Source organism: Epilithonimonas pallida (genome assembly GCF_900182975.1).
GTDB classification, from domain to species: Bacteria; Bacteroidota; Bacteroidia; order Flavobacteriales; family Weeksellaceae; genus Epilithonimonas; species Epilithonimonas pallida.
On the sequence record NZ_FXUO01000002.1, the window covers coordinates 296479 to 316919 of the forward strand.

Annotated in this window: 20 protein-coding genes; 10 read left to right on the forward strand and 10 right to left on the reverse strand. The window is 36.6% G+C overall.

The features are described 5' to 3' along the window. On the reverse strand, positions 1-372 hold the full coding sequence (locus QOL71_RS04585; protein WP_283415790.1) for a BlaI/MecI/CopY family transcriptional regulator: 372 nt from the start codon (positions 370-372) through the stop codon (positions 1-3). 99 nt (positions 373-471) lie between these two features. Here QOL71_RS04585 and QOL71_RS04590 point away from each other — a divergent pair, with 99 nt between their 5' ends. Continuing rightward, positions 472-1671: a PQQ-dependent sugar dehydrogenase gene (locus QOL71_RS04590; protein WP_283415791.1), complete on the forward strand. Its 1200-nt coding sequence runs from the start codon at positions 472-474 to the stop codon at positions 1669-1671. Between the two features lie 3 nt (positions 1672-1674). Here QOL71_RS04590 and QOL71_RS04595 read toward each other — a convergent pair whose 3' ends face one another. The 6 genes from QOL71_RS04595 to QOL71_RS04620 all read right to left on the reverse strand — a co-directional run bounded on the left by QOL71_RS04595 (position 1675) and on the right by QOL71_RS04620 (position 6358). Beyond that, positions 1675-2391, reverse strand: a complete 717-nt coding sequence (locus tag QOL71_RS04595) for an energy transducer TonB (RefSeq protein ID WP_283415792.1) — start codon at positions 2389-2391, stop codon at positions 1675-1677. A gap of 3 nt (positions 2392-2394) precedes the next feature. Next, positions 2395-3081, reverse strand: coding sequence for a tRNA (adenosine(37)-N6)-threonylcarbamoyltransferase complex dimerization subunit type 1 TsaB (tsaB, locus tag QOL71_RS04600; RefSeq protein ID WP_283415793.1), 687 nt, complete (start codon positions 3079-3081; stop codon positions 2395-2397). A 27-nt stretch (positions 3082-3108) separates the two neighbouring features. Beyond that, positions 3109-3537 (reverse strand): nuclear transport factor 2 family protein, encoded by a 429-nt coding sequence (locus QOL71_RS04605; protein WP_283415794.1) that lies wholly within the window; start codon positions 3535-3537, stop codon positions 3109-3111. A gap of 5 nt (positions 3538-3542) precedes the next feature. Further along, positions 3543-4292, reverse strand: a complete 750-nt coding sequence (locus tag QOL71_RS04610; protein ID WP_283415795.1) for an SDR family NAD(P)-dependent oxidoreductase — start codon at positions 4290-4292, stop codon at positions 3543-3545. Positions 4293-4362: 70 nt separating this feature from the next. Then, positions 4363-4806 carry a peptide-methionine (R)-S-oxide reductase MsrB gene (gene msrB, locus QOL71_RS04615; RefSeq protein ID WP_283416061.1) on the reverse strand — a complete coding sequence of 148 codons (444 nt, stop codon included), beginning with the start codon at positions 4804-4806 and terminating at the stop codon, positions 4363-4365. A 193-nt stretch (positions 4807-4999) separates the two neighbouring features. Beyond that, on the reverse strand, positions 5000-6358 hold the full coding sequence (locus QOL71_RS04620) for an acyl-CoA dehydrogenase family protein (RefSeq protein WP_283415796.1): 1359 nt from the start codon (positions 6356-6358) through the stop codon (positions 5000-5002). A 362-nt stretch (positions 6359-6720) separates the two neighbouring features. On the opposite strand from QOL71_RS04620, the gene QOL71_RS04625 reads away from it, so the two are divergent. The 4 genes from QOL71_RS04625 to QOL71_RS04640 all read left to right on the forward strand — a co-directional run bounded on the left by QOL71_RS04625 (position 6721) and on the right by QOL71_RS04640 (position 11052). Then, positions 6721-7608: a DUF4349 domain-containing protein gene (locus QOL71_RS04625; RefSeq protein ID WP_283415797.1), complete on the forward strand. Its 888-nt coding sequence runs from the start codon at positions 6721-6723 to the stop codon at positions 7606-7608. Between the two features lie 186 nt (positions 7609-7794). Beyond that, complete coding sequence (locus tag QOL71_RS04630; protein WP_283415798.1) at positions 7795-8166, forward strand: hypothetical protein; 372 nt, start codon at positions 7795-7797, stop codon at positions 8164-8166. Between the two features lie 128 nt (positions 8167-8294). Continuing rightward, complete coding sequence (locus QOL71_RS04635) at positions 8295-8687, forward strand: heavy-metal-associated domain-containing protein (RefSeq protein WP_283415799.1); 393 nt, start codon at positions 8295-8297, stop codon at positions 8685-8687. Positions 8688-8706: 19 nt separating this feature from the next. After that, on the forward strand, positions 8707-11052 hold the full coding sequence (locus tag QOL71_RS04640) for a TonB-dependent receptor domain-containing protein (RefSeq protein ID WP_379953386.1): 2346 nt from the start codon (positions 8707-8709) through the stop codon (positions 11050-11052). Between the two features lie 50 nt (positions 11053-11102). Here QOL71_RS04640 and QOL71_RS04645 read toward each other — a convergent pair whose 3' ends face one another. Both QOL71_RS04645 and QOL71_RS04650 read right to left on the reverse strand, forming a co-directional pair. Beyond that, on the reverse strand, positions 11103-11327 hold the full coding sequence (locus QOL71_RS04645) for a putative signal transducing protein (protein ID WP_283415800.1): 225 nt from the start codon (positions 11325-11327) through the stop codon (positions 11103-11105). A 3-nt stretch (positions 11328-11330) separates the two neighbouring features. Further along, complete coding sequence (locus tag QOL71_RS04650; RefSeq protein ID WP_283415801.1) at positions 11331-12341, reverse strand: quinone-dependent dihydroorotate dehydrogenase; 1011 nt, start codon at positions 12339-12341, stop codon at positions 11331-11333. A 366-nt stretch (positions 12342-12707) separates the two neighbouring features. On the opposite strand from QOL71_RS04650, the gene QOL71_RS04655 reads away from it, so the two are divergent. Beyond that, positions 12708-14264, forward strand: a complete 1557-nt coding sequence (locus QOL71_RS04655; RefSeq protein WP_283415802.1) for a tetratricopeptide repeat protein — start codon at positions 12708-12710, stop codon at positions 14262-14264. A 102-nt stretch (positions 14265-14366) separates the two neighbouring features. Then, positions 14367-16655: a T9SS type A sorting domain-containing protein gene (locus tag QOL71_RS04660; protein ID WP_283415803.1), complete on the forward strand. Its 2289-nt coding sequence runs from the start codon at positions 14367-14369 to the stop codon at positions 16653-16655. A gap of 68 nt (positions 16656-16723) precedes the next feature. Here the strand turns inward: QOL71_RS04660 and QOL71_RS04665 are convergent, their stop codons facing one another. Then, on the reverse strand, positions 16724-17425 hold the full coding sequence (locus QOL71_RS04665; RefSeq protein ID WP_283415804.1) for a pseudouridine synthase: 702 nt from the start codon (positions 17423-17425) through the stop codon (positions 16724-16726). Positions 17426-17541: 116 nt separating this feature from the next. Here QOL71_RS04665 and QOL71_RS04670 point away from each other — a divergent pair, with 116 nt between their 5' ends. From QOL71_RS04670 to QOL71_RS04680, 3 genes are all read left to right on the forward strand, one after another. Next, positions 17542-18039, forward strand: coding sequence for an RNA polymerase sigma factor (locus tag QOL71_RS04670; RefSeq protein ID WP_283415805.1), 498 nt, complete (start codon positions 17542-17544; stop codon positions 18037-18039). Next, positions 18023-18613 (forward strand): hypothetical protein, encoded by a 591-nt coding sequence (locus QOL71_RS04675; RefSeq protein ID WP_283415806.1) that lies wholly within the window; start codon positions 18023-18025, stop codon positions 18611-18613. The genes QOL71_RS04670 and QOL71_RS04675 overlap by 17 nt, the downstream gene beginning before the upstream one ends. Positions 18614-18834: 221 nt before the next feature. Continuing rightward, positions 18835-20376: a glycine--tRNA ligase gene (locus QOL71_RS04680; protein ID WP_123282317.1), complete on the forward strand. Its 1542-nt coding sequence runs from the start codon at positions 18835-18837 to the stop codon at positions 20374-20376. The last annotated feature ends 65 nt before the right edge of the window (positions 20377-20441 follow it).

Here is a 20441-nt window from a genome sequence, read left to right on the forward strand (position 1 = left end):
TTAGTCTGTTATTTCTTTGTCAATAATGTCTCGAAGTTCTTTCAATTGCTTTTGAGACAATTTTGCATTCGAAGTGAAAAATGATGCAAACTGGCTCACAGAATTATTAAAAAAACGGTCAATCATAGAAGACATTTCTTCCTGGAAATAATCTTCTTTTTTCACTTTTGGAAAATATTCTCTTGAGTTTCCATAAGTTTTGTAGCCTATCAAATCTTTGTTCTGCATTCTTTTTAGAAGTGTTGCAATAGTAGTTGCAGCAGGTTTTGGTTCCGCATATTCTTCAAGAATATCTTTCATAAACACCCTTTCTTTCTTCCAAAGAATCTCCATTAAAACAATTTCTGCATCGGTTAATTTTTGTTCTTTCATTCTACAAATATAAAATTAATTCTACAAATGTAGAATTAAAATTCAAACTAACAAATTTTACTGGCATTATTTTTCCATTCGTTAGAGAAAATTTCTGTTATGTTAAGATCCATTATTCTGTCAGCATTTTGTTTTTCAACCATTTTAGTTTCCTGTCAGGAAAAAGAATCAATCAAAAATCTTCCGCCTGTTGAAAAGGAAAAACCAAACTCGGATTACAAACCTGCATTTGTTGGCCAAACAAGAGTAATGGGTTACAAAACACAGACAGAGTATAACGTAGACGTAATTAACAAAAACCTCGGAAAGCCTTGGGGAATTGTACAGTTACCAAATCATAATTTCTTGGTTACAGAGAAAACAGGTTTCATTAATCTTGTTTCACCGGACGGTAAATCCGTGACAAAAATAACCGGACTTCCGAAAGCAGATAGTCGCGGACAAGGAGGACTACTTGATATTGTGATCGACCCTGATTTTGAAAATAATCAAACTATCTACTGGACATTTTCAGAACCTTATGAAAAAGGGAATCTAACGTCTGTCGGAAAAGGATTATTATCAGGAAATAAAATTGTAAATCCAATAGTAATATTCCGGGCAACGCCATCTTATGACGGACGGTTACACTATGGCAGCCGATTGGCATTTGACAAATCCGGGAATCTTTTTGTAAGCACAGGTGAAAGATCAGATCTGGAAACGCGTCCGTTAGCTCAGGATTTAAAAGCTTATTTAGGAAAAATTATTAAAATTGATAAAAATGGAAAACCGGCAGCAGGGAATCCTTTCATCGGAAATTCTAAAGCGCAGCCTGAGATCTATTCGTATGGCCATAGAAATCCGCAGGGAATTGCGATTCATCCGGAAACCGGAGAACTTTGGGAAACAGAAATGGGACCAAGAGGTGGCGATGAAATCAACCTCATCAAAGCCGGAAAAAACTACGGTTGGGCAACGATAACTTATGGAATCGAATATTCCGGGGAAAAAATCAATAATGGATTGACGAAAAAAGAAGGGCTGGAACAACCGGTCTATTATTGGGATCCAGTAATCTCACCAAGCGGAATCACTTTTTATACCGGAAATATCCAGGAATGGAAAAACAATCTTTTCATCGCTTGTCTAAGCGGAGAAAAAATCAACAGAATCATTCTCGAAAACAACAAAGTTGTTGGTGAAGAGCGACTCCTAGAAGATCAGCACGAGAGATTTCGTGATGTTTTTGACGGAAAAGACGGAAATCTGTATGCAATTACCGACAGCGGTAAATTGTATCGTATTTCTAAGAAGTAATCGCTAATAAACGAATGTCATAGGCATATTATAAGATGTTTCAACAGCAACTCCATTTCGGGTTCCTGGTTTCCATTTCGTTAATTTTTTAAAATCCAATAACAAATCATCAATTGTTCTGAAAGGAATATTAGGAGAAAATTTTATATCTTTCATATACCCTTCTTTAGAAATTTTAAAACTGACATTTACTGTTTCATTATTCAAATTTATCCGATATTTTGACATTGTATTTTGAATAATTCTTTCAATATCAGAATGAAATCTTTTATATCCGCCAGGGTATTCTGCTTGTTTAAAATCAGGAGTCAAATTATCCGAGATTTTAAAAGCAAGAATATCAGAGGGATAAATTTCATACTGAACTAAAGCGGCATAAGATTTTCCATTAATAATTACGGGATTCCAGTCTTTAAGATATTTGAAGGTTTTTTTCGCAAAATCATACGCACATTTGCTTTTTCCTACACTTACTGTATCCGGATCCTTTATGAATTTTATAGTTTTATCGGGATAGACAATCCAAGATAATTTATAAAAATCTGTTTTTTTATCACAGGATTTGATATCATTTTCTTTTGCCGCATCTTGAAGCTCTTTTAAAAAATTTAATTCTCCTTTTTCATAAAAAGATACACCTGGAGGATACTTGTCTAAAATTTCTGACTGAGAATAGTAGAAACTACTCAAGAATAAAAGTAGTAGAAAAAAATATTTCATCAATTATGTTTTTTTAATTCTGTCAGCCTTTTTAACTCCCTGAAAATCTTTCAGGTAAAAAGGTTCAAAATAAGCGACATTTTCAAAGTCCTTTTGATCAAATTTCTCAACAGATTTTTTAATCAATCCTTTTGCTGATGGATAAATATCAAACTTAAATTCTGCATTCGGAAGATTGAAAATTTCTTGTGCTTTTTTTGCACCGTCTCCGATGAATAAAACTTTCTTGTAAGTCAATTCTGAAAAAGAAGTTTCATCGAGAATTTTAGCTTCGGTTTCAGAAATCATTTCGCCGGATTTTCCATCAAAAATAGCAGTATAAACTTCCATTCTTCTGGCATCAATCAAAGGAATGATCAATTCAAACCCTTGATTAACAAATTCTTCAACCATAGAATCCAAAGAATTAACGGCAATCAGCGGCAGTTTAAGTCCATAACAAAATCCTTTCGCAGAAGCCGCTCCAATTCTGAGTCCTGTGTAAGAACCCGGGCCTTTTCCGAGAGAAATCGCATCCAGATCTTTCAGAGAAATCTCTGCGCCTTCCAACGCCCATTCTACAAAACAATGAAGACTTTCGGATTGTTTATAATTATCGGAAACTTCCTCGCAAAGGCAAAGCAGATTTTCACCATCAGAAATGGCAACAGAACAGTTTTTGGACGAGGTTTCTATGTGAAGGATTTTCATATTGCAAATGTAAGGATTAAGGAAGAATTATTTCAGACTCACACTTTGCCGGCTCCACAATTTCCAAATCCTTTTTTGTCGAATCCAGAATTCGAGGACAGACAATTTCATTTCGAATATTTCATTTTTGTAAAGTCCTTTGACAGCAATGATTCTACGAATGTTTGCGAACTTATTTTTGATTTTGAATTCTTTCAAGTCCGTTTGTTTAACCGACTGATATTTTACTTTTCCGGATTCGAAATCTTTTTTGAAATCTTCTTTATTCTGAATCCAGCCGTTAGAATGTCCAAAGGAAACATCATCAGAAAATAAATCCAAAACCTTAGAATCATTATTCTGCATCATTGAATCCAATTTTGAAACCTGGCTTAATAATGTTTTCTCTTTTTTATTTTGAGAAATTCCAAAAACAAAAGTGAAACAAAAGAACAATAAAAGAATTCTAATTATCATAACAATTAATTTCTATAAATCGTTCTCGGCTCAGCTTGCGCTTTTGGATAAATCGCAATCTCTGCAATGGAAACTCTCTCCGGAACATTGATGCAATAAGCAATCGTATCTGCAATATCTTCCGGAAGCAACGGTTCATATCCTGCATAAACTGTCGCTGCTCTTTCATCATCTCCTTTGAATCTTACTTTCGAGAAATCAGTTTCCACAGCACCTGGCTGAATATTTGTCACGCGAATTCCGAATTCCGTCAACTCAATTCTCATTCCTTCAGAGATGACATCGACCGCTTTTTTGGAAGCACAATAAACAACGCCATTAGCATAAGTTTGTCTCGCCGCTACCGAACTGATATTAATAATTTGCCCATTTCCTCTATTTTTCATCAGTTTGATAATCGGCTGAGAAACATATAATAAACCTTTTATATTCCCGTCCAACATTGCATTCCAATCGTCTATGTTTCCATCGGAAATCGGGTCGAGTCCGTGAGCATTTCCTGCATTGTTGATTAAAACATCAATATTTTTCCAATCTTCCGGAAGTGAATTAATGGCAGAAAAAACCTCATCCGAATTACGAACATCGAAGTTTAGACTAAAAATTTCGGTTTGTTGGGATAATTCAGTTTTAAGTTCTTCGAGAATGATTTGATTTCTGCCGCATATAATCAATCTGTTTTTATGTTGTGCTAATAAAACAGCTGTCGCTTTCCCAATTCCGGAAGTGGCTCCGGTAATGAATATTGTTTTCAACTTATAATTAGATTTAATCTTACAAATTTAAGTTATATCAAAGAAAAATCCCGAATAATTCGGGATTGATTTATTTCTTATCTCGCTGAAAATCCAGGCTAACGGAATTCATACAATATCTGGTTCCGGTCGGCGGCGGTCCGTCATTGAAAACGTGTCCCAAGTGAGAATCGCAGCGTTTGCAAAGCACTTCGATACGTTCCATTCCGTGGGATGAATCCCTTTTGTAAGTCACACCGTCTTTGTCTGCTTCAAAGAAGCTCGACCAGCCGCAAGTGCTCGCAAATTTGGAGCTTGAGCGGAATAAATGATTACCGCAAACCGCACAATAATATTCGCCGACTTCATCAAAATCATTATATTTTCCGGTGAAAGGATATTCCGTATTGGCTTCACGAGCAATAGCATAAACTTCTGGTGAAAGGATTTTTTTCCATTCTTCATTGGAAACATTTAATTTGGTTTTATCAGTTCTTGAGTAATAAGGATTGTTGACGTGTGTGTTATCTTCCATTGTTGTTGGTTGTTGAGGTTTGGTTAAATCCACTTTTTGATGCGCACATTGGTGCAAAAATAAGCTGATTAATATTAAAAAAAATACATTTTTCATCTGCTGTTTCTATTGTTTTAAAGTTCAGATGGAACGCAAGCGTTTCATTTGTGTAAATTTACTGAATCAAACATTAGATTCCATTATCATAAGATAGTTAAACAAAGGCACTCATTCCCGTAATCGAGCGACCGACAATCAACGAGTTGATTTCTTTCGTTCCTTCGTAGGAATAAATCGCCTCCGCATCGGCAACGAATCTGGCAACATCGTGTTCTAATAAGATTCCGTTTCCGCCCATTACTTCTCTTGCCTGCGCCACCACATCACGAGTTCTCAAACTACAAAAAACTTTGGCCAAAGATGCGTGTTCATCTTTCAGAATACCGGCATCCTGCATCTCTGACAATCTGAAAACCAAGGTTTGCATGGCAGTTAAATTGGATAACATTTCTACCAAATGTCCCTGAACTAATTGAAACGAAGCAATCGGTTTTCCGAATTGTTTCCGTTTTCTGGTGTAATCCAAAGCACTTTCGTAAGCGCCTCTAGCGCAGCCTGTCGCCATCCACGCTACACCGGCTCTTGTCATTTGAAGGACTTTTGCAGTGTCTTTGAAACTGTTGGCGTGTTCCATTTTCTGGGAATCGGCAACGAAACAATCTTTCATTGTGATGAGTCCGTTTTGCACAATTCTAAGTGCCATTTTTCCTTTGATTTTTTCGACTTCAAAACCTGGTGTATCTTTTTCAACAATGAAACCTTTAACTTGATTGTCATCTAAATCTCTTGCCCAAATGATAATCACATCTGCAAAAGTGGCATTTCCAATCCATTTTTTCTGCCCATTCAGAACCCAGCCGCCTTCAACTTTTTTGCATGTTGTCGTCAATCCACCAGCAGCACCGGAACCAACTTCAGGCTCGGTCAATCCAAATGCGCCGATCAAATCGAATTGCTGCATTCCCGGGAGATATTTTTGCTTTTGCTCCTCGGAACCGCACATATAAATCGAGCCCATTGACAATCCGGACTGAACGCCAAAAAATGTAGCCAATGACGCATCAACTCTGGCGATTTCCATTGCAATGACACCTTCCATCAGGAATGGTAAATTCGGGCAGCCGTAACCTTCGTAGGTGACACCGCAGAGATTCAGTTTTTTGAATTTGGGAATAAGTTCGTGTGGGAAATCGTCTGTAAGCCAATATCTGTTGACCAAAGGTTTTGCTTCTTTCTCCATAAACTCACGAACCTGTAACTGAATTGCTCTTTGTTCATCCGTCAGTTTCATATGCAGTTCATAAAAATCGCCATTGATTGGAGGTAATTCTTTTTTCTTTCCGGAAGAATCCAGCATTTTTGTCAAGCCTTTGATTTGATTCTCATCTAATTTTGAGAATTGGTCCATTAATTTTGGAAGGTCAACTTTTTGCGAGATTTTGGAAATCTGATCTATATCGATATGTTTCAGAAGATTGAAAATTCCTTTGATTTTGGAAATAGTGGTGTTCATTGATTCCTGTTTTCTTGTAGAATGCAATTAATATTCCTAAAAATCTTTTACAAATAGCTGATGATCTAACTTTTTTCTGAAAATTAGCTTTACAAAATGCTAAAAATCAACAATTTAAAACTTAAGTTAGGTTTACAAAGTGTTTCGGATTGATTTGCAAAATAGCTTTCATCTTAATTATCAATTTTGAGTCAGACAGAAACAAAAGAAACTCTTAACCAATCTTTTGGAACGTCATACGATTGCAGCCCGAGCTGAGTGGAGCTCATTTTTTTGCTTGGCAAAAGCTTGGACAAAAATAGCGGGAACGGAGCGCGGAAATAGCTGCCCCATATAAAAATATTAATTTCAAAATATGTATTATGAAAACTAAAATCTTATCAATCTGTTTACTTGCTTTGACTTTGTTCGCCTGTAAAAAGTCAGAAAGAGTTGGATCTGCTTATGCATCGGCAGATTATGCAATTGACAGCGCATCAGTTTCCGACAGTATTTCTATGGCTGCCACGCAAAATGTAAAAGACCGGCAATTTGTGAGAACCGCAGAAGTGGATATGGAAGTGAAGGATGTTTATGATGCGACAATCTCGATTGAGAAGCAGCTTCAATCACTGGGCGGATTTGTGACCAAGAGTAGGATGGAGACGCAGACATTGTCGGAAGATACTTACAATACATCGGATGAATCGGCGATATTGATTAGAAAATTCCAGAATCAGAACAGGATGCAAGTTAGAGTTCCTACTCAGAAATTAGGCGAATTTTTGGATTTCATTAATGACAAAAAAGTGTTTCTTAATTCCAGAATTATCTCTGCGGAAGATGTTTCTGCAGGAATCCGTTTAGCGAAATTGGAATCTGAAAGACAAGCTAAAACTCAATCCAATATTTCTCAATTGAAAGCCGGAAAAGACAAAGTCAAACTGGACGACAATAATATGTCCGAAGCCAATATGCAGAAATATTCTGACGAAATTCTTGCAGATAATCTAAAATTTTCCACTGTTGATATTTTCATCAAAGAACCAAAAACGAGTGTTGCGAAAATCCCTATCATCAATACCAAAAATATTGATAATGAATACAAATACAATTTTTTGTATGATGTGAAAAATGCTTTTGTGGAAGGATTCTATTTGATTCAGCAATTATTTGTTTTTGTGATTTCTATCTGGCCGATTGTTTTAATTGGCGGATTGGTATTTTACTTTTTGAGAAGAAAAAAAGCGCTTGTGAAAACTGAGAAATAGTTTTTTGAACCACAAAAGACACAAAAAATTTACTAATTTTTTAACACAAAGGTCACAAGGTTTTTTTGATATTCGAATATTTTCAAGGTCACAAAGTTTTGACTTCGTCAAATGATTGTGTGCTTTGTGAAAATCTTTGTGCGTTTTGTGGTTCATTTATTTTACATTTCATAATTTTGCAAAGTGATGCTGAGAAAACTGCAACTGATATTAATGATTTTCTGTTTGGGAATTTTTGTATTTCCGAAGCAGAACTTTAATGCTCAAGTTGCTCAGATTTCTTGTTGCGAAGCTCAGAAAAACATTTCTGACTGTTGCAAAAAGGATGAGAAAAAATCAGATTCTTGTCATCACGATTCCAAAAAAGAAAAAGACTGCAAAGATAATTGCACCACTTGCAAGACCTGCAGCTCGGGATTTGTTTTTTCGGTTGTTTTGAATAATTCAGACAACAAACTGAAAACACCGTTTTTCACAATCAACAATCAATTTTCTTACAACTCACAATCGCCACTTGCGCGAACTTTCAATATTTGGCAACCGCCTAAACTTGGTTAATTTTTTTTATTTAAATGGCTTCGACAGGCTCAGCCTGACAAGTTTGAAGAATAAACAGTTAGTATTAGAAATGTCACTCTGAGCGAAGTCGAAGAGTCTTTATTACAAAACAATTAAAATTAATCAAAATGAATACAATCATAAAATCAGGAATTTTATTCCTTTCAATATTTCTATTCTCCAATTTTTCTGCTCAAACCAAATCCTTCAAAGCCAGAGTAGAAGGCAACTGCGGAATGTGCAAAGAACGCATCGAAACGGCTGCTAAGTCTGACAAAAACGTAAAGTCAGCCGACTGGAGTATGAGCAAAAAAGTCCTGACTGTGAGTTATGACGCTTCCAGAACGGACAAAAAATCTATCCTGAAAAGCGTAGCCGACGTTGGTCACGACAACGAAATGTTCCGTGCTTCTGACAAAGTCTATGACGATTTGGATGCTTGCTGCCAATACGACCGTCCTGACAACAGCAAAAAAATGGCGAAAAATGCCGATACAAAACAAGTCTGCGAGCTTAAGTAATTAATTTAAATTTTTGACGATGAATTATTTAAGTAGAAAACTTATGTTTTCTGTGCTGCTCGTTTGTTCCGTATTGTCTTTTGCACAAACCGTTACAGAACAATTTTTGGTAAAAGGAAATTGCGGACAATGTAAAGCAAGAATAGAAAAAGCAGCCTTGAAAGCCGGCGCAACAACCGCCAACTGGACAGCCAGTAATCAGACTTTGACAATGACACTTGACGAATCGAAAGTCAAATGTGATGATATCCTGAAACAAATCGCTGAAGTTGGTCACGATAATGAGAAATTCAAAGCACCTGAAGAAGCTTATAAAAATCTGCCTGCTTGCTGTCTCTACACGAGAGGTTCTGATTTTGAAAAACCGAATGACACACTTGAACATCACTCAGATTCTGATGCGAAAACGAACCAGATTGAAGGTGTAAAACTGACGAGGGAAAAAGAAGCAACAGCTATCAGCAAAAAAGAAGCAGGATTGATTTTCAATATCAGTTCCAAAGAATTGTTGAAAGCCGCTTGCTGCAACCTCTCCGAAAGTTTTGAAACCAATGCGACTGTTGATGTGTCATTCAGCAATGCGGTTACAGGAACTAAGCAATTGAAAATGCTTGGACTTGACCAGAAATATACGCTTCTTACCAAGGAACAATTACCTGAAATCCGTGGATTGGCTTCGCCTTATGGACTGAATTTCATTCCTGGAAAATGGATTGGCGGAATCCAGTTGACCAAAGGAGGAAGTACGGTTGTAAACGGCTACGAAAGTATCACAGGACAAATCAATACCGAACTTTTGAAAACGAAAGATGATGCTAAAAAAGCTGAAACGGAAATCAATTTGTTTTCTGATAACAACGGTCGTGTTGAAGCGAATGTAACTCATACTTCTCCAATTTCCGGCAAATGGACGCAAAGTGTTTTGCTCCACGGCAACGGAACTTTTGGTGATACAGATATGAACGATGACGGTTTTCTTGACAGACCAAAAGGCAGTCAGCTCAATGTAGCTTATTTACTGAATTACAATGATTTGGAAAACTCTGGATTCGCTTCACATTTCGGAATTAATTATCTGAAAGACGAAAGAACAGCAGGACAAATCGGATTTAACAAAAGAATTCCGCAAAAAGACCAATCGCTTTATGGTGTTGGGATTGATATTTCGAGATTTCAGGTTTGGAATAAAACTGGTTATGTTTTCAAAGGGAAACCTTACCAAAGCTTGGGTTGGATGAATCAACTGACTTATCATCAGCAAGATAGCTTTTTCGGATTGAGAAATTATTTCGGAAAAGAGACTTCTTATTACTCTAATTTGATTTTCGAAAGCATCATCGGAAATACGAACAACAAGTATAAAGTTGGTGCAAGTTTTCTTTATGACAAATACGATGAAGATTATCTTTTGGACAATTACAAAAGAACGGAAACCGTTCCCGGATTATTTGCAGAATATACTTTGACAGGCGAAAAATTCACTTTGGTAACAGGTGCTCGTGTTGATTTTCACAATCTTGCGGGAACGCAGTTTACACCAAGAATGAATTTCAAATATGATTTGACTCCGAAAACGATTTTCAGAATTTCGGCGGGAAGAGGTTTCCGAACTGCGAATATCTTTGCAGAAAGTCAGTCTTATTTTGCATCCAACCGACAAATCCAAATCATCAATAATGGTGGTGAAATCTACGGTTTAAAGCCAGAAATTGCTTGGAATTATGGTGTGAGTCTTCAGCAGGAATTCAAATTGTTTGGAAGAAAGTCGACCGTTTTGGCTGATTTTTTCAGAACAGATTTCCAAAATCAGGTTGTGACAGATTTGGATGAATCTGCTCAGAAAATTTTGTTTTATAATCTTGAGGGAAAATCTTTTGCCAACAGTTTCCAGACACAATGGGATTTTCAGCCGGTAAAAAATCTGGAATTCAGAATTGCCTATAAATATTACGATGTCGCTTTAGATTACTTGAGCGGACTGAAAAAAGTACCGTTTATGGCTAAACATCGTGGATTTGCTAATCTAGCTTATTCAACTAATAAAACTGAAAAAGGCAGATTTTGGAGTTTTGATACAACTTTAAATTTAGTTGGAAAACAAAGACTTCCGAACACCAGATCGAATCCGGCAGAATTCCAGATTGGAGATTATTCGCCAAGTTATTCTACTTTGAATGCTCAGATTTCCAGAAATTTTTCAGAGAAAATCCGAGTTTATTTGGGTGGAGAGAATCTGACCGGTTATCAGCAAAAAGTGGCGATTCTGGATGCTGGAAATCCGTTTGGAAATTACTTTGATGGCGGAATGGTTTATGCGCCGATTATGAAACAGAATTTCTACATTGGTGTAGATTTTAAGTTTTAGATCAGACGATTTTTAATAACCCTTTCAGAGTTTTGAACTCTGAAAGGGTTTTAATTATCTGTATTATAAAATTCATTCATCAATTGATTAGCTTTTCCAAAGTCATTTTCCGAGACCTTTAATTGAACGCCACCACTTGTTGTATTAAAAAGATTATAAGTATTTGCCAGGACATTTCCGAAAACAAATGCTTCGATTTCATTCGTTTCTAAGAAAATTTTGAGCATTTCCGCTTCGATTTCTGTATTGAAAATCTTGAGTGTAATTAATTCCATAATCTAAATTTTTTGTCGAAGAATTTCCCGATTGATTTGATTGATTAATTCCGGACCTTCGTAGATGAATCCTGTGTAAAGCTGAACAAGACTTGCGCCAGCTTTCAGTTTTTCCAAAGCATCATGCGCTGTATGAATTCCGCCAACACCGATAATCGGAAAAGCTTTTCCACTTTTTTCGGATAAAAATCTAATGACTTCTGTTGAAAGTTTTGTCAAAGGTTTTCCGGATAATCCGCCCATTTCGGATTTATTTTCTGAAATTAAATTGTCTCGCGACAAAGTCGTGTTGGTTGCAATTACACCGGCAATCTGTGTTTCTTTAACGATATCAATAATATCCAAAAGCTGTTCATCTGTCAAATCTGGCGCGATTTTCAAGAGAATTGGCTTTTGTTTGGGCTTTTCAAGATTGAGGCTTTGCAGTGTCGACAGCAATTCCATCAGCGGTTTTTTATCCTGAAGTTCACGTAGATTTGGTGTGTTTGGCGAGCTGACATTCACGACGAAATAATCCACGTAAGGAAATAATTTCTCGAAACAGATCTTGTAATCATTTACGGCTTCTTCGTTCGGTGTGGCTTTATTTTTTCCAATGTTTCCACCTATCAGAACATTTTTATTTTTCTTCAACTTTTCGATTGCTTCGTCAACACCACCATTATTGAAGCCCATTCTGTTGATAATTGCAGAATCCTCCCTTAACCTGAATAATCTTTTTTTATCATTTCCAGCCTGCGATTTTGGGGTCAAAGTTCCAATTTCTATGAACCCGAATCCTAAGTCAGACAATTCGTTAAACAATTTTGCATCTTTATCAAAACCCGCGGCTAATCCAACGGGATTTTTGAATTTCAATCCAAAAACTTCACGTTCAAGACGTCGATCTTCAATTGGTTTTGGTAGAAATAATTTGGCAAGGAATCCGAAATTCTTAAGAAAAGAAAATGTAAAATGATGAACTTCTTCGGGGTCGAATTTGAAAAGAAGCGGGCGAATGAGGCTTTTGTACATCGGAGAAAAGTTTTACAAATTTACGTTTTTGTGAGGAAAATGGCTTTATAAAAATCAGTTAAATGAGAGTTAAACACAAAGGCACAAAGTTTAATCTTAAATATCTTGTGTTTATAAGGCACTATGCATTTAAAATCTTCAATTTTCTTCGTGCCCCAAAACAATTATAGTGAAATAGATTTTTTGCCTTTGTGTTTGATATTCTAAGAATTCAGAAAAAATGATCCAAAATCTATATCTTTACTTGGATTTTATCTCAAGCTTTAAATGATTTCAACTGCTTTTTACAGAAGTTTAATTTATATATTTTTCCTCTTTTTTCTGCCTTTCAGGACTTTTGCAATGACACCAAAAGATTGCGAAAAAATGATTATTAAAGGTGTAGAAGCAATGAATAAAAAGGATTTTACAAAATCTCTGCAAATCCTGACCAAAACTCGGAAAATTGCTCAGGACAACCATTGGTATCGCGAAGAATTCTTATCTACGAATAATATTGGTGCCAATTATTATATGATGCTGGATTATGGCGAAGCACTTAATAATTATCTGGATGCTTACAAAATTGCTGTTGCCCATCTGGATGAAAAATCGGAAATGACAGTTCTCAATAACATTGCGATTCTCTATTCCCGGGATAACAAAATCGATAAAGCCAAAGATTATTTTTCAAAAGCTTATGAACTCGCAGGAAAAGTTAACAATAACACTTCCAAGGGTTTATATGCAATAAACCTGACGATTGTTTACAACGAAAAAGGCGATCACAAAACAGCAAAAAAATACATTGATGAAGCGCTGAAGTTAACTGCGGATTCACCATATTATCTGCTGGCAAAGTCTACTGATATGGAAACGCTTGTTAACCTCAAACAATATGATGAAGCTGAAAAACTGGCTAATGAACTGCTTCCGAAGCTGAATGGCGTAGAATATGCTGAGCATAAAACACAGGTTTTCTATAATCTTTCAATGATTGCCGAACAAAGAAATGACCTCCAAAAGGCATTTCATTTTTTGCAACTGGCCGAGAAAAACAATCTGAATTATGATTTCAAAGAAAATCTTTTCGAGAGATTCAGCAAACTTTACAAAAAAGCCAATGATATAGATCGGGCTGTTTCTTACAAAGATTCGATAATGGTTGTAAAAGATTCGGTCAACAGGATCAAAAACGGACAACTTTTCGAAAACAGTAAAATCAAATTTGAGCTTCAGAATTCTCAGAAAGATTTGGCGGAAAGTCAAGGAAAACTGACATCTCAACGTTCTTTTTTTATCAAAGGTTTTTTGCTCGCCATTTTTGTAGTTTTAATTATTTTCTGGGCTTTAAGAAATAGCATTGTCAAAAACAAACAACAAAAGATAATCGAGCAGAATAATGCGGAAATTGCCAGACTGGAACTCGAAAAAGAGAAAAAGAATAAAGAAATTCTTGAAAATCAGTTAAAAGAAAAAGAAGTTCTTGCGCTTTTGGAACAGGAGAAGTTCAAAAATGAACTGGAAGCCAAAAATAGAAAACTGACAACCAAAGCTTTACAACTCTCTACAAAAATAGAACTGATAGACGACCTTATCAGAACGCTATCCCGTGAATCTGATGATTTACAGAATGTGGACATCAATAATATCATTAAGCAATTCAAAATTTTACAAAAACAAACCCATGAAGAAGAGAGCTTTCTGGTTCATTTCGAAGAAGTCAACCAAGGTTTTCTTTCCAAATTGAAGCAACTTCATCCCGATCTCAATTCAAACGATATCCGATTTCTCTCTTATGTATTTATGAATCTTTCCATCAAAGAGATTTCTACCATTTTTAACATCACTCCGGAGGCTTGCCGTAAGAGAAAAGAGCGCATCATCAAGAAAATGGGACACGATGAAAACTTAGATCTATACAACTATATTACAAGTATTTAGCAAAAATGTCACTTTATTTCTGAGACAGCGTCCTACTATTTCTTTTTAATTTTTTTGCTTTACTAACATTTATCATAACATTTGTTAGATAAAATTGGATATATGAAAAAATTTACTCTTTTAGCGGGATTTTTATTGGCGCTTTTTACCAATAAAGTTGATGCTCAGATGCAGGTTTTGGGCAAAAATGAATTTGGGAGAATATTTGAAGTTACTTATAGCACGAAGGAACAAAATACCATCTATGCCACTACAATTACCAACCACATTTTGGTTTCACACAACAATGGTGTTTCTTGGGATGTGTTTTATTCAGTTCCAACGGAAATTGGAAATATCACCAAACTGAACATCAGCAAAGACGGATCGTTTTTATCTTTCTCAACTTTGAAGGGCGGAATCGGTGAGGTTCATATTTTCGATATTGCTACCAAAGCGATCACAAAAACCTTCTCTATGCCGAATTTTTCCGAAGGTGCGTATGTTTCAGCCTACAATTTCTTCGGCGATGATAAAGACAATCTGATTGTGAGCTCACAGTTTCCTGTTGGATTTGGAACAGCCAACCGTGTTTATACAACCAATGACGGCGGACAAAACTGGAAGGAAATCTATTATTCTATGGATCACAACAATATTATCACAAGCTATGTGGCTTTTGGTCCTGCAGACAAAAATAAAATCTACATTGCTAACGGAAATGGAAGTCAGGGTGTCTATGGTGGATTGATGATCTCCAGTGACGGCGGCGATTCTTTCACAACAAAGCTTGAAGGAAGCGTTCTCAGCACGCTGGAATTCAACCCGAATAATCCTAATGAAATCTATGCGGGAACAGACATCAGTTTTGGTGTATGCCCGGAAAATCTTCATCATTCTACTGATGGTGGAATAACATGGGAGAATAAAAATATCGCCTGGGGTAGCAACGGAATTCTGAACAATATTATCGACATCAAATATAACCCGCTGGACAACAACCACATCATTGTTTTGGAAGAAGACGAAATAGTCTCCTCAAAAGATGGTGGCGCAACCTGGCAAAGCGTAGAATATCCTTATGACAATCTGGACAGCTATTACTACGGAATAAAAGCAAGCTTCAACCCTTTCAAAGCCGGAGAATTATTCATTACTGCAAATTACAAACCTTTGTTTTCCACAGATAACGGAACAACTTTAACCCAGATTCAGACGCCATATTTCAGTTCTACAGGAAGAGTAAATCTTTACGAAACCGAGACTTCGAAACATCTTTTCTATAGTGTCCAGAATGGTTTTGTTCACAGGAATCTGGCAGACAATTCTGAAAATGCCTACCAAATCCAAGCTCTTAATATTTTTACTAATAATAATGGTCCGGTTTATATACCGGATTCTAAAAAAGAAGGCAGAGTTTATTCTTTCAAAGGAGGTTTCACGGGCTCTACCTTATCGATAAGCAATAATTTCGGCGCCGATTTTTCTTCTATATTTGAAACCTTCACTAGCGGACTTACAAATGTGATCCCGGATCCACAGGTTAATAACCAGATTTTTGCAACATTTAGTAATTGGAATCAGGGCGAATTGGACAAAATCAATTTCAACAATCCGAATGATATTGTAGTGACCAACATCCCACTTCCGGCACAAGGGCCGGTTTACAAAATCCTGCATCCGAACAATATTTCGGACGAGTTTTTCATTTTGGTAGGTTCAGAAATTTATAAAACAACGAATGGCGGAACAGATTGGACAGCAGTTACAATTGACGCTAATTTCCCTTTTGAAGCTGCAATTTTTGATATTGTTCAGAACCCTAAAAATCTCAACCAATTGGCTTTAGGGACTTCGGAAGGTGTCTTTATTTCAAATGATAAAGGTTTAACCTGGAAACAGGTATCTGATTTTATGGCATTCAAAGTGGATTATTCTGATGTTAATGACGGTGTTCTGGTTGCTGCAACCTATTCTTCTATGTATACCCAATTTAATATTCATTATTCCGTAGATCATGGAAATAACTGGAAAACTGTAGACCGTTCAGATCTTTTATATACAGAAACAGGCTCTGTGACAATTGACTTCTCGGACAAGAATGCATTGATTTACATTGCTTCCTCGGATTTGGGATTATTAGGTTATAACTTGGATTTTGACATTTTAGCAACAGGAGAAGTTTCCGGAGACAAAGCCAAAGTTTTGGTTTACCCGAATCCGGTTGTTGATGTTCTACACATCGGTGATAAAAACCTGAAATCTGTTGCACTTTACAGTATGGACGGTAAAAAACTCCTTGAAACGAAGAGCAGTGAAATGAATGTCTCCAAACTTCCAAATGGTGTCTATGTTCTTAGAATTGTAACTTCCGATAACAATATTGTCAGCAAAAAGATCATCAAAAAGTAATAGTTAGTAAAAATGATCACAAAAGCTTCTCTTTCCTGAGAAGCTTTTGTTTTTATGGTCTTCAAAAGCTAAATATACGCCTCAAGATTAAAACCTAAGATTTTTCCAATTTCTAAAAAGCCGGGATTCACATTCAAACTCGCATTGAGGAAAATATGCTGATTGGTAATGGGATGTTTAAAATTAAGCTGGTGCGAATGCAAAGGCATTGCAGTCACATTAAACGTATTCAACCACAATTTATTCTGCTTATTGCAACCGTGTTTTCTGCAGCCCAAAATCGGATGCAAAATATGCTTGAAATGCTTTCTCAATTGATGAAACCTGCCTGTTTCCGGAATCGCTTCTACCAAAGAATAACGAGACGTTGGATGTTTCAGAAATGGTAAATCAATTTCGGAAATCATTAGTCGTTTGTAGTAGGTTACAGCATTTTGAACGATTTCATTTTCATTCGTCAAATCATAATCAATCGTTTCTTCCTCTTTCGTCCAACCACGCAGAATCGCCAGATATTTTTTTTCAACTTCCCGATTCATAAATTGATCACTGATTAATTTAAGTATTTCTTTATCAAAAGCAAATAGCAAAACGCCCGATGTTTTCCGGTCCAAACGATGAACAAGATGAACCTTTTTTCCGATTTGGTTCGTCAATTTTTCTACCGCATACTCGTCTGCCGGCCCGGCATATTTTGACTTATGAACCAAAAGTCCGCTCGGTTTGTTGATAGCAATCAGGTAGTCGTCTTGATAAAGAATGTCTAACATTGGGCAAAAGTAGAGATTTTCACATCATCAATTCTTTAAGAACAATAAAAAGATTTTATCTTCACTTAGATTGTAACATTTTTGATTGAATATTCTCTAAACTCTAAAATAAGCCAATGCAGATTTTAAACTTCGAAGACATTTATCACGATTACTGGAAACGGATTTTTCGGCTTTGTATGGGTTATGTGAATGATGATGAATTGGCAAAAGATCTCTGTCAGGAAACATTTGTCGCTGTGTTTCAGCAATTGCCAAAATTCCGTCAGGAAGCAGCGGTCGGAACCTGGATCTACAGAATTGCGACGAATATCTGTCTAAGGCAAATCAATCTGGAAAAACGAATGCCCAAAAGCGAATTGCCTTATCAAATCAAGGATAATTCTGAGAAAGACAACAAGCTGGAAAAAGATAAAATGACGGATTTTCTTTACCAATGCATCTCCGAATTACCCGAGCTGGAAAGAATCATTATTTCCCTGGAACTCGAGGAAATGAAACAGGCAGAAATTGCTGAAGTCGTCGGAATTTCTCCAACTAATGTTCGAGTCAAAATCCACAGAATCAAAGAAAAATTAACCGAAAAATTCAGAAAGCATGAAAACCAATTATAACTTTCAGGAACTCTGGAAACAGAAAGAATCTAATAAGCCTGACACACAATCTATTATTAAAAAAGCTAATACTTATAAAAGAAAACAGCTTCTTGCTGATATTAGAATGCTGATTTGTATGCTGGCAACGGCAGCCGGAATTGTTGCCATTTGGAACGTGATTGATTTCCGAATGTTCACAACAAGATTAGGAATCATTCTGATTCTCATCGCGATTGGAATGTATGCTTATTTGTTTACTCAAAACATCAATGTTATCAGAAAAATCAATCCTTCTACAAGCAATCAGGAATATCTGTCGGCGATAAAAAAACTGGAAAAGCAGCAAGTTTATATGCAGACGAGAGGAATCAGCATTTATTACATTTTGCTTGGATTAGGTTTAGCCTTTTATTTTTATGAATTTGCTTTACGGCTGTCTATGCTGGGAGTTATTTTATCTTATGGATTAACTTTTTTTTGGATGGCGATCACTTGGTTTTTCATAAGACCGAAACAAGTGAGAAGGCAGAGGGAAAAAATTGCGGCTGTTATCCAATCTCTCGAGACTTTGGAAAAAGGTTTTGAGGAATAAATAACCACAATGCTGACTGCGCAAGTGCGGAGGGCATTGTTGGAGCTCTCCCAGAAAACTTTGCAAAGTTTTTTGGGAAGCGACTGCCCGTAGAACGACCCGCTTGTTTTGGTTTGGTAAAAGCGTTGGAGAAACAAAGGGTTGCGCCCAAATCCTATAAAAATGAATACGAAAAATTTGCTGTAAAATTCCTACTTTTGCACTTCAATTCAACATAAATTATGGCAAAGCAAGAAGATGTTTTCAAAAAAGTGGTTTCCCACGCTAAAGAATATGGTTTTATTTTTCCTTCCAGCGAAATCTATGACGGACTTTCGGCCATCTACGATTACGGACAGAATGGCGCAGAACTGAAAAATAACATCAAACAATACTGGTGGAAAGCGATGGTTCAGCTGAACGAAAATATCGTTGGGATTGATTCTGCCATTTTTATGCATCCAACCATTTGGAAAGCTTCCGGACACGTGGATGCGTTCAACGACCCGTTGATTGATAACAAAGATTCTAAAAAACGTTTCCGTGCGGATGTTTTGGTGGAAGATTACTGCGCCAAAATCGAAGACAAGGAAAATAAAGAAATAGAAAAAGCGGCAAAGCGTTTTGGTGACGCTTTCAACAAAGCTGAATTTGTAGCGACCAATCCAAGAGTTTTGGAATACAGAGCAAAAAGAGAGGCAATCCTTTCCAGATTGGCAAAATCCCTTGAGAAAGAAGACCTTGCGGATGTCAAAGCTTTGATTGAGGAATTGGAAATTGCTGACCCGGATACTGGTTCTAAAAACTGGACGGAAGTGCGACAATTCAACCTGATGTTCGGAACTAAATTGGGTGCTTCTGCAGATTCTGCAACAGACCTTTACTTAAGACCGGAAACGGCTCAGGGTATTTTTGTGAATTATCTTAACGTTCAGAAAACTTCTCGTCATAAATTACCTTTCGGGATTGCTCAGATTGGTAAAGCCTTTAGAAATGAGATTGTTGCGAGACAGTTTATTTTCAGAATGAGAGAATTTGAGCAGATGGAAATGCAATATTTTGTACCTCCCGGAACTGAGCTGGAATTCTATGAGCAATGGAAAAAAACGCGTCTTAACTGGCACTTGGCACTTGGTTTAGGCGAAGACAATTACCGTTTCCACGACCACGAGAAATTGGCACATTATGCTAATGCTGCTGCAGATATTGAGTTTAATTTCCCGTTTGGATTCAAAGAACTGGAAGGTATCCACAGTAGAACAGACTTTGACCTTTCGGCGCACGAGAAATTCTCCGGTCGAAAAATCCAGTATTTTGACCCGGAAAGAAATGAGAATTATGTGCCTTATGTTGTAGAAACTTCGGTTGGCCTGGACAGATTGTTCCTGGCGATTTTCTCCAACTCTCTGAAAGATGAGGTTTTGGAAGACGGTTCGGAAAGAACTGTTTTGAGTCTTCCGCCGGCTTTGGCACCTGTAAAAGCAGCAATTCTTCCATTAGTTAAGAAAGATGGTTTACCTGAATTTGCTGACAAGATTTTCAATGATCTGAAGTTTGATTTCAATGTGATTTTTGAAGAGAAAGACAGCATCGGAAAACGTTACAGAAGACAGGATGCAATCGGAACTCCTTTCTGTATCACGGTTGACCACGATTCTTTGAACGACAATACCGTAACCTTAAGATACAGAGATACAATGGAGCAGGAAAGGGTTCCGGTTTCTGAACTGAGAAGGATTATTGATGAGAAGGTGAATTTCAGGACTTTGCTTTCCAAGATTTAATAAACAATACTTTTATATAATGAAAATCCCAACTTAACTGTTGGGATTTTTTATGTTCAATTTGT

Bases quoted from the DNA above. Each gene is read 5' to 3' on its own strand.
- QOL71_RS04680 (WP_123282317.1), top strand. From the start codon at position 18,835: ATGGCAAAGCAAGAAGATGTTTTCAAAAAAGTGGTTTCCCACGCTAAA.
- msrB (WP_283416061.1), bottom strand. From the start codon at position 4,806: ATGGAAGATAACACACACGTCAACAATCCTTATTACTCAAGAACTGAT.
- QOL71_RS04670 (WP_283415805.1), top strand. From the start codon at position 17,542: ATGCAGATTTTAAACTTCGAAGACATTTATCACGATTACTGGAAACGG.
- QOL71_RS04640 (WP_379953386.1), top strand. From the start codon at position 8,707: ATGAATTATTTAAGTAGAAAACTTATGTTTTCTGTGCTGCTCGTTTGT.
- QOL71_RS04625 (WP_283415797.1), top strand. From the start codon at position 6,721: ATGAAAACTAAAATCTTATCAATCTGTTTACTTGCTTTGACTTTGTTC.
- QOL71_RS04590 (WP_283415791.1), top strand. From the start codon at position 472: ATGTTAAGATCCATTATTCTGTCAGCATTTTGTTTTTCAACCATTTTA.
- QOL71_RS04665 (WP_283415804.1), bottom strand. From the start codon at position 17,425: ATGTTAGACATTCTTTATCAAGACGACTACCTGATTGCTATCAACAAA.
- QOL71_RS04655 (WP_283415802.1), top strand. From the start codon at position 12,708: ATGATTATTAAAGGTGTAGAAGCAATGAATAAAAAGGATTTTACAAAA.
- QOL71_RS04630 (WP_283415798.1), top strand. From the start codon at position 7,795: ATGCTGAGAAAACTGCAACTGATATTAATGATTTTCTGTTTGGGAATT.
- QOL71_RS04660 (WP_283415803.1), top strand. From the start codon at position 14,367: ATGAAAAAATTTACTCTTTTAGCGGGATTTTTATTGGCGCTTTTTACC.
- QOL71_RS04585 (WP_283415790.1), bottom strand. From the start codon at position 372: ATGAAAGAACAAAAATTAACCGATGCAGAAATTGTTTTAATGGAGATT.
- QOL71_RS04605 (WP_283415794.1), bottom strand. From the start codon at position 3,537: ATGATAATTAGAATTCTTTTATTGTTCTTTTGTTTCACTTTTGTTTTT.
- QOL71_RS04645 (WP_283415800.1), bottom strand. From the start codon at position 11,327: ATGGAATTAATTACACTCAAGATTTTCAATACAGAAATCGAAGCGGAA.
- QOL71_RS04635 (WP_283415799.1), top strand. From the start codon at position 8,295: ATGAATACAATCATAAAATCAGGAATTTTATTCCTTTCAATATTTCTA.
- QOL71_RS04675 (WP_283415806.1), top strand. From the start codon at position 18,023: ATGAAAACCAATTATAACTTTCAGGAACTCTGGAAACAGAAAGAATCT.
- QOL71_RS04620 (WP_283415796.1), bottom strand. From the start codon at position 6,358: ATGAACACCACTATTTCCAAAATCAAAGGAATTTTCAATCTTCTGAAA.
- tsaB (WP_283415793.1), bottom strand. From the start codon at position 3,081: ATGAAAATCCTTCACATAGAAACCTCGTCCAAAAACTGTTCTGTTGCC.
- QOL71_RS04650 (WP_283415801.1), bottom strand. From the start codon at position 12,341: ATGTACAAAAGCCTCATTCGCCCGCTTCTTTTCAAATTCGACCCCGAA.
- QOL71_RS04595 (WP_283415792.1), bottom strand. From the start codon at position 2,391: ATGAAATATTTTTTTCTACTACTTTTATTCTTGAGTAGTTTCTACTAT.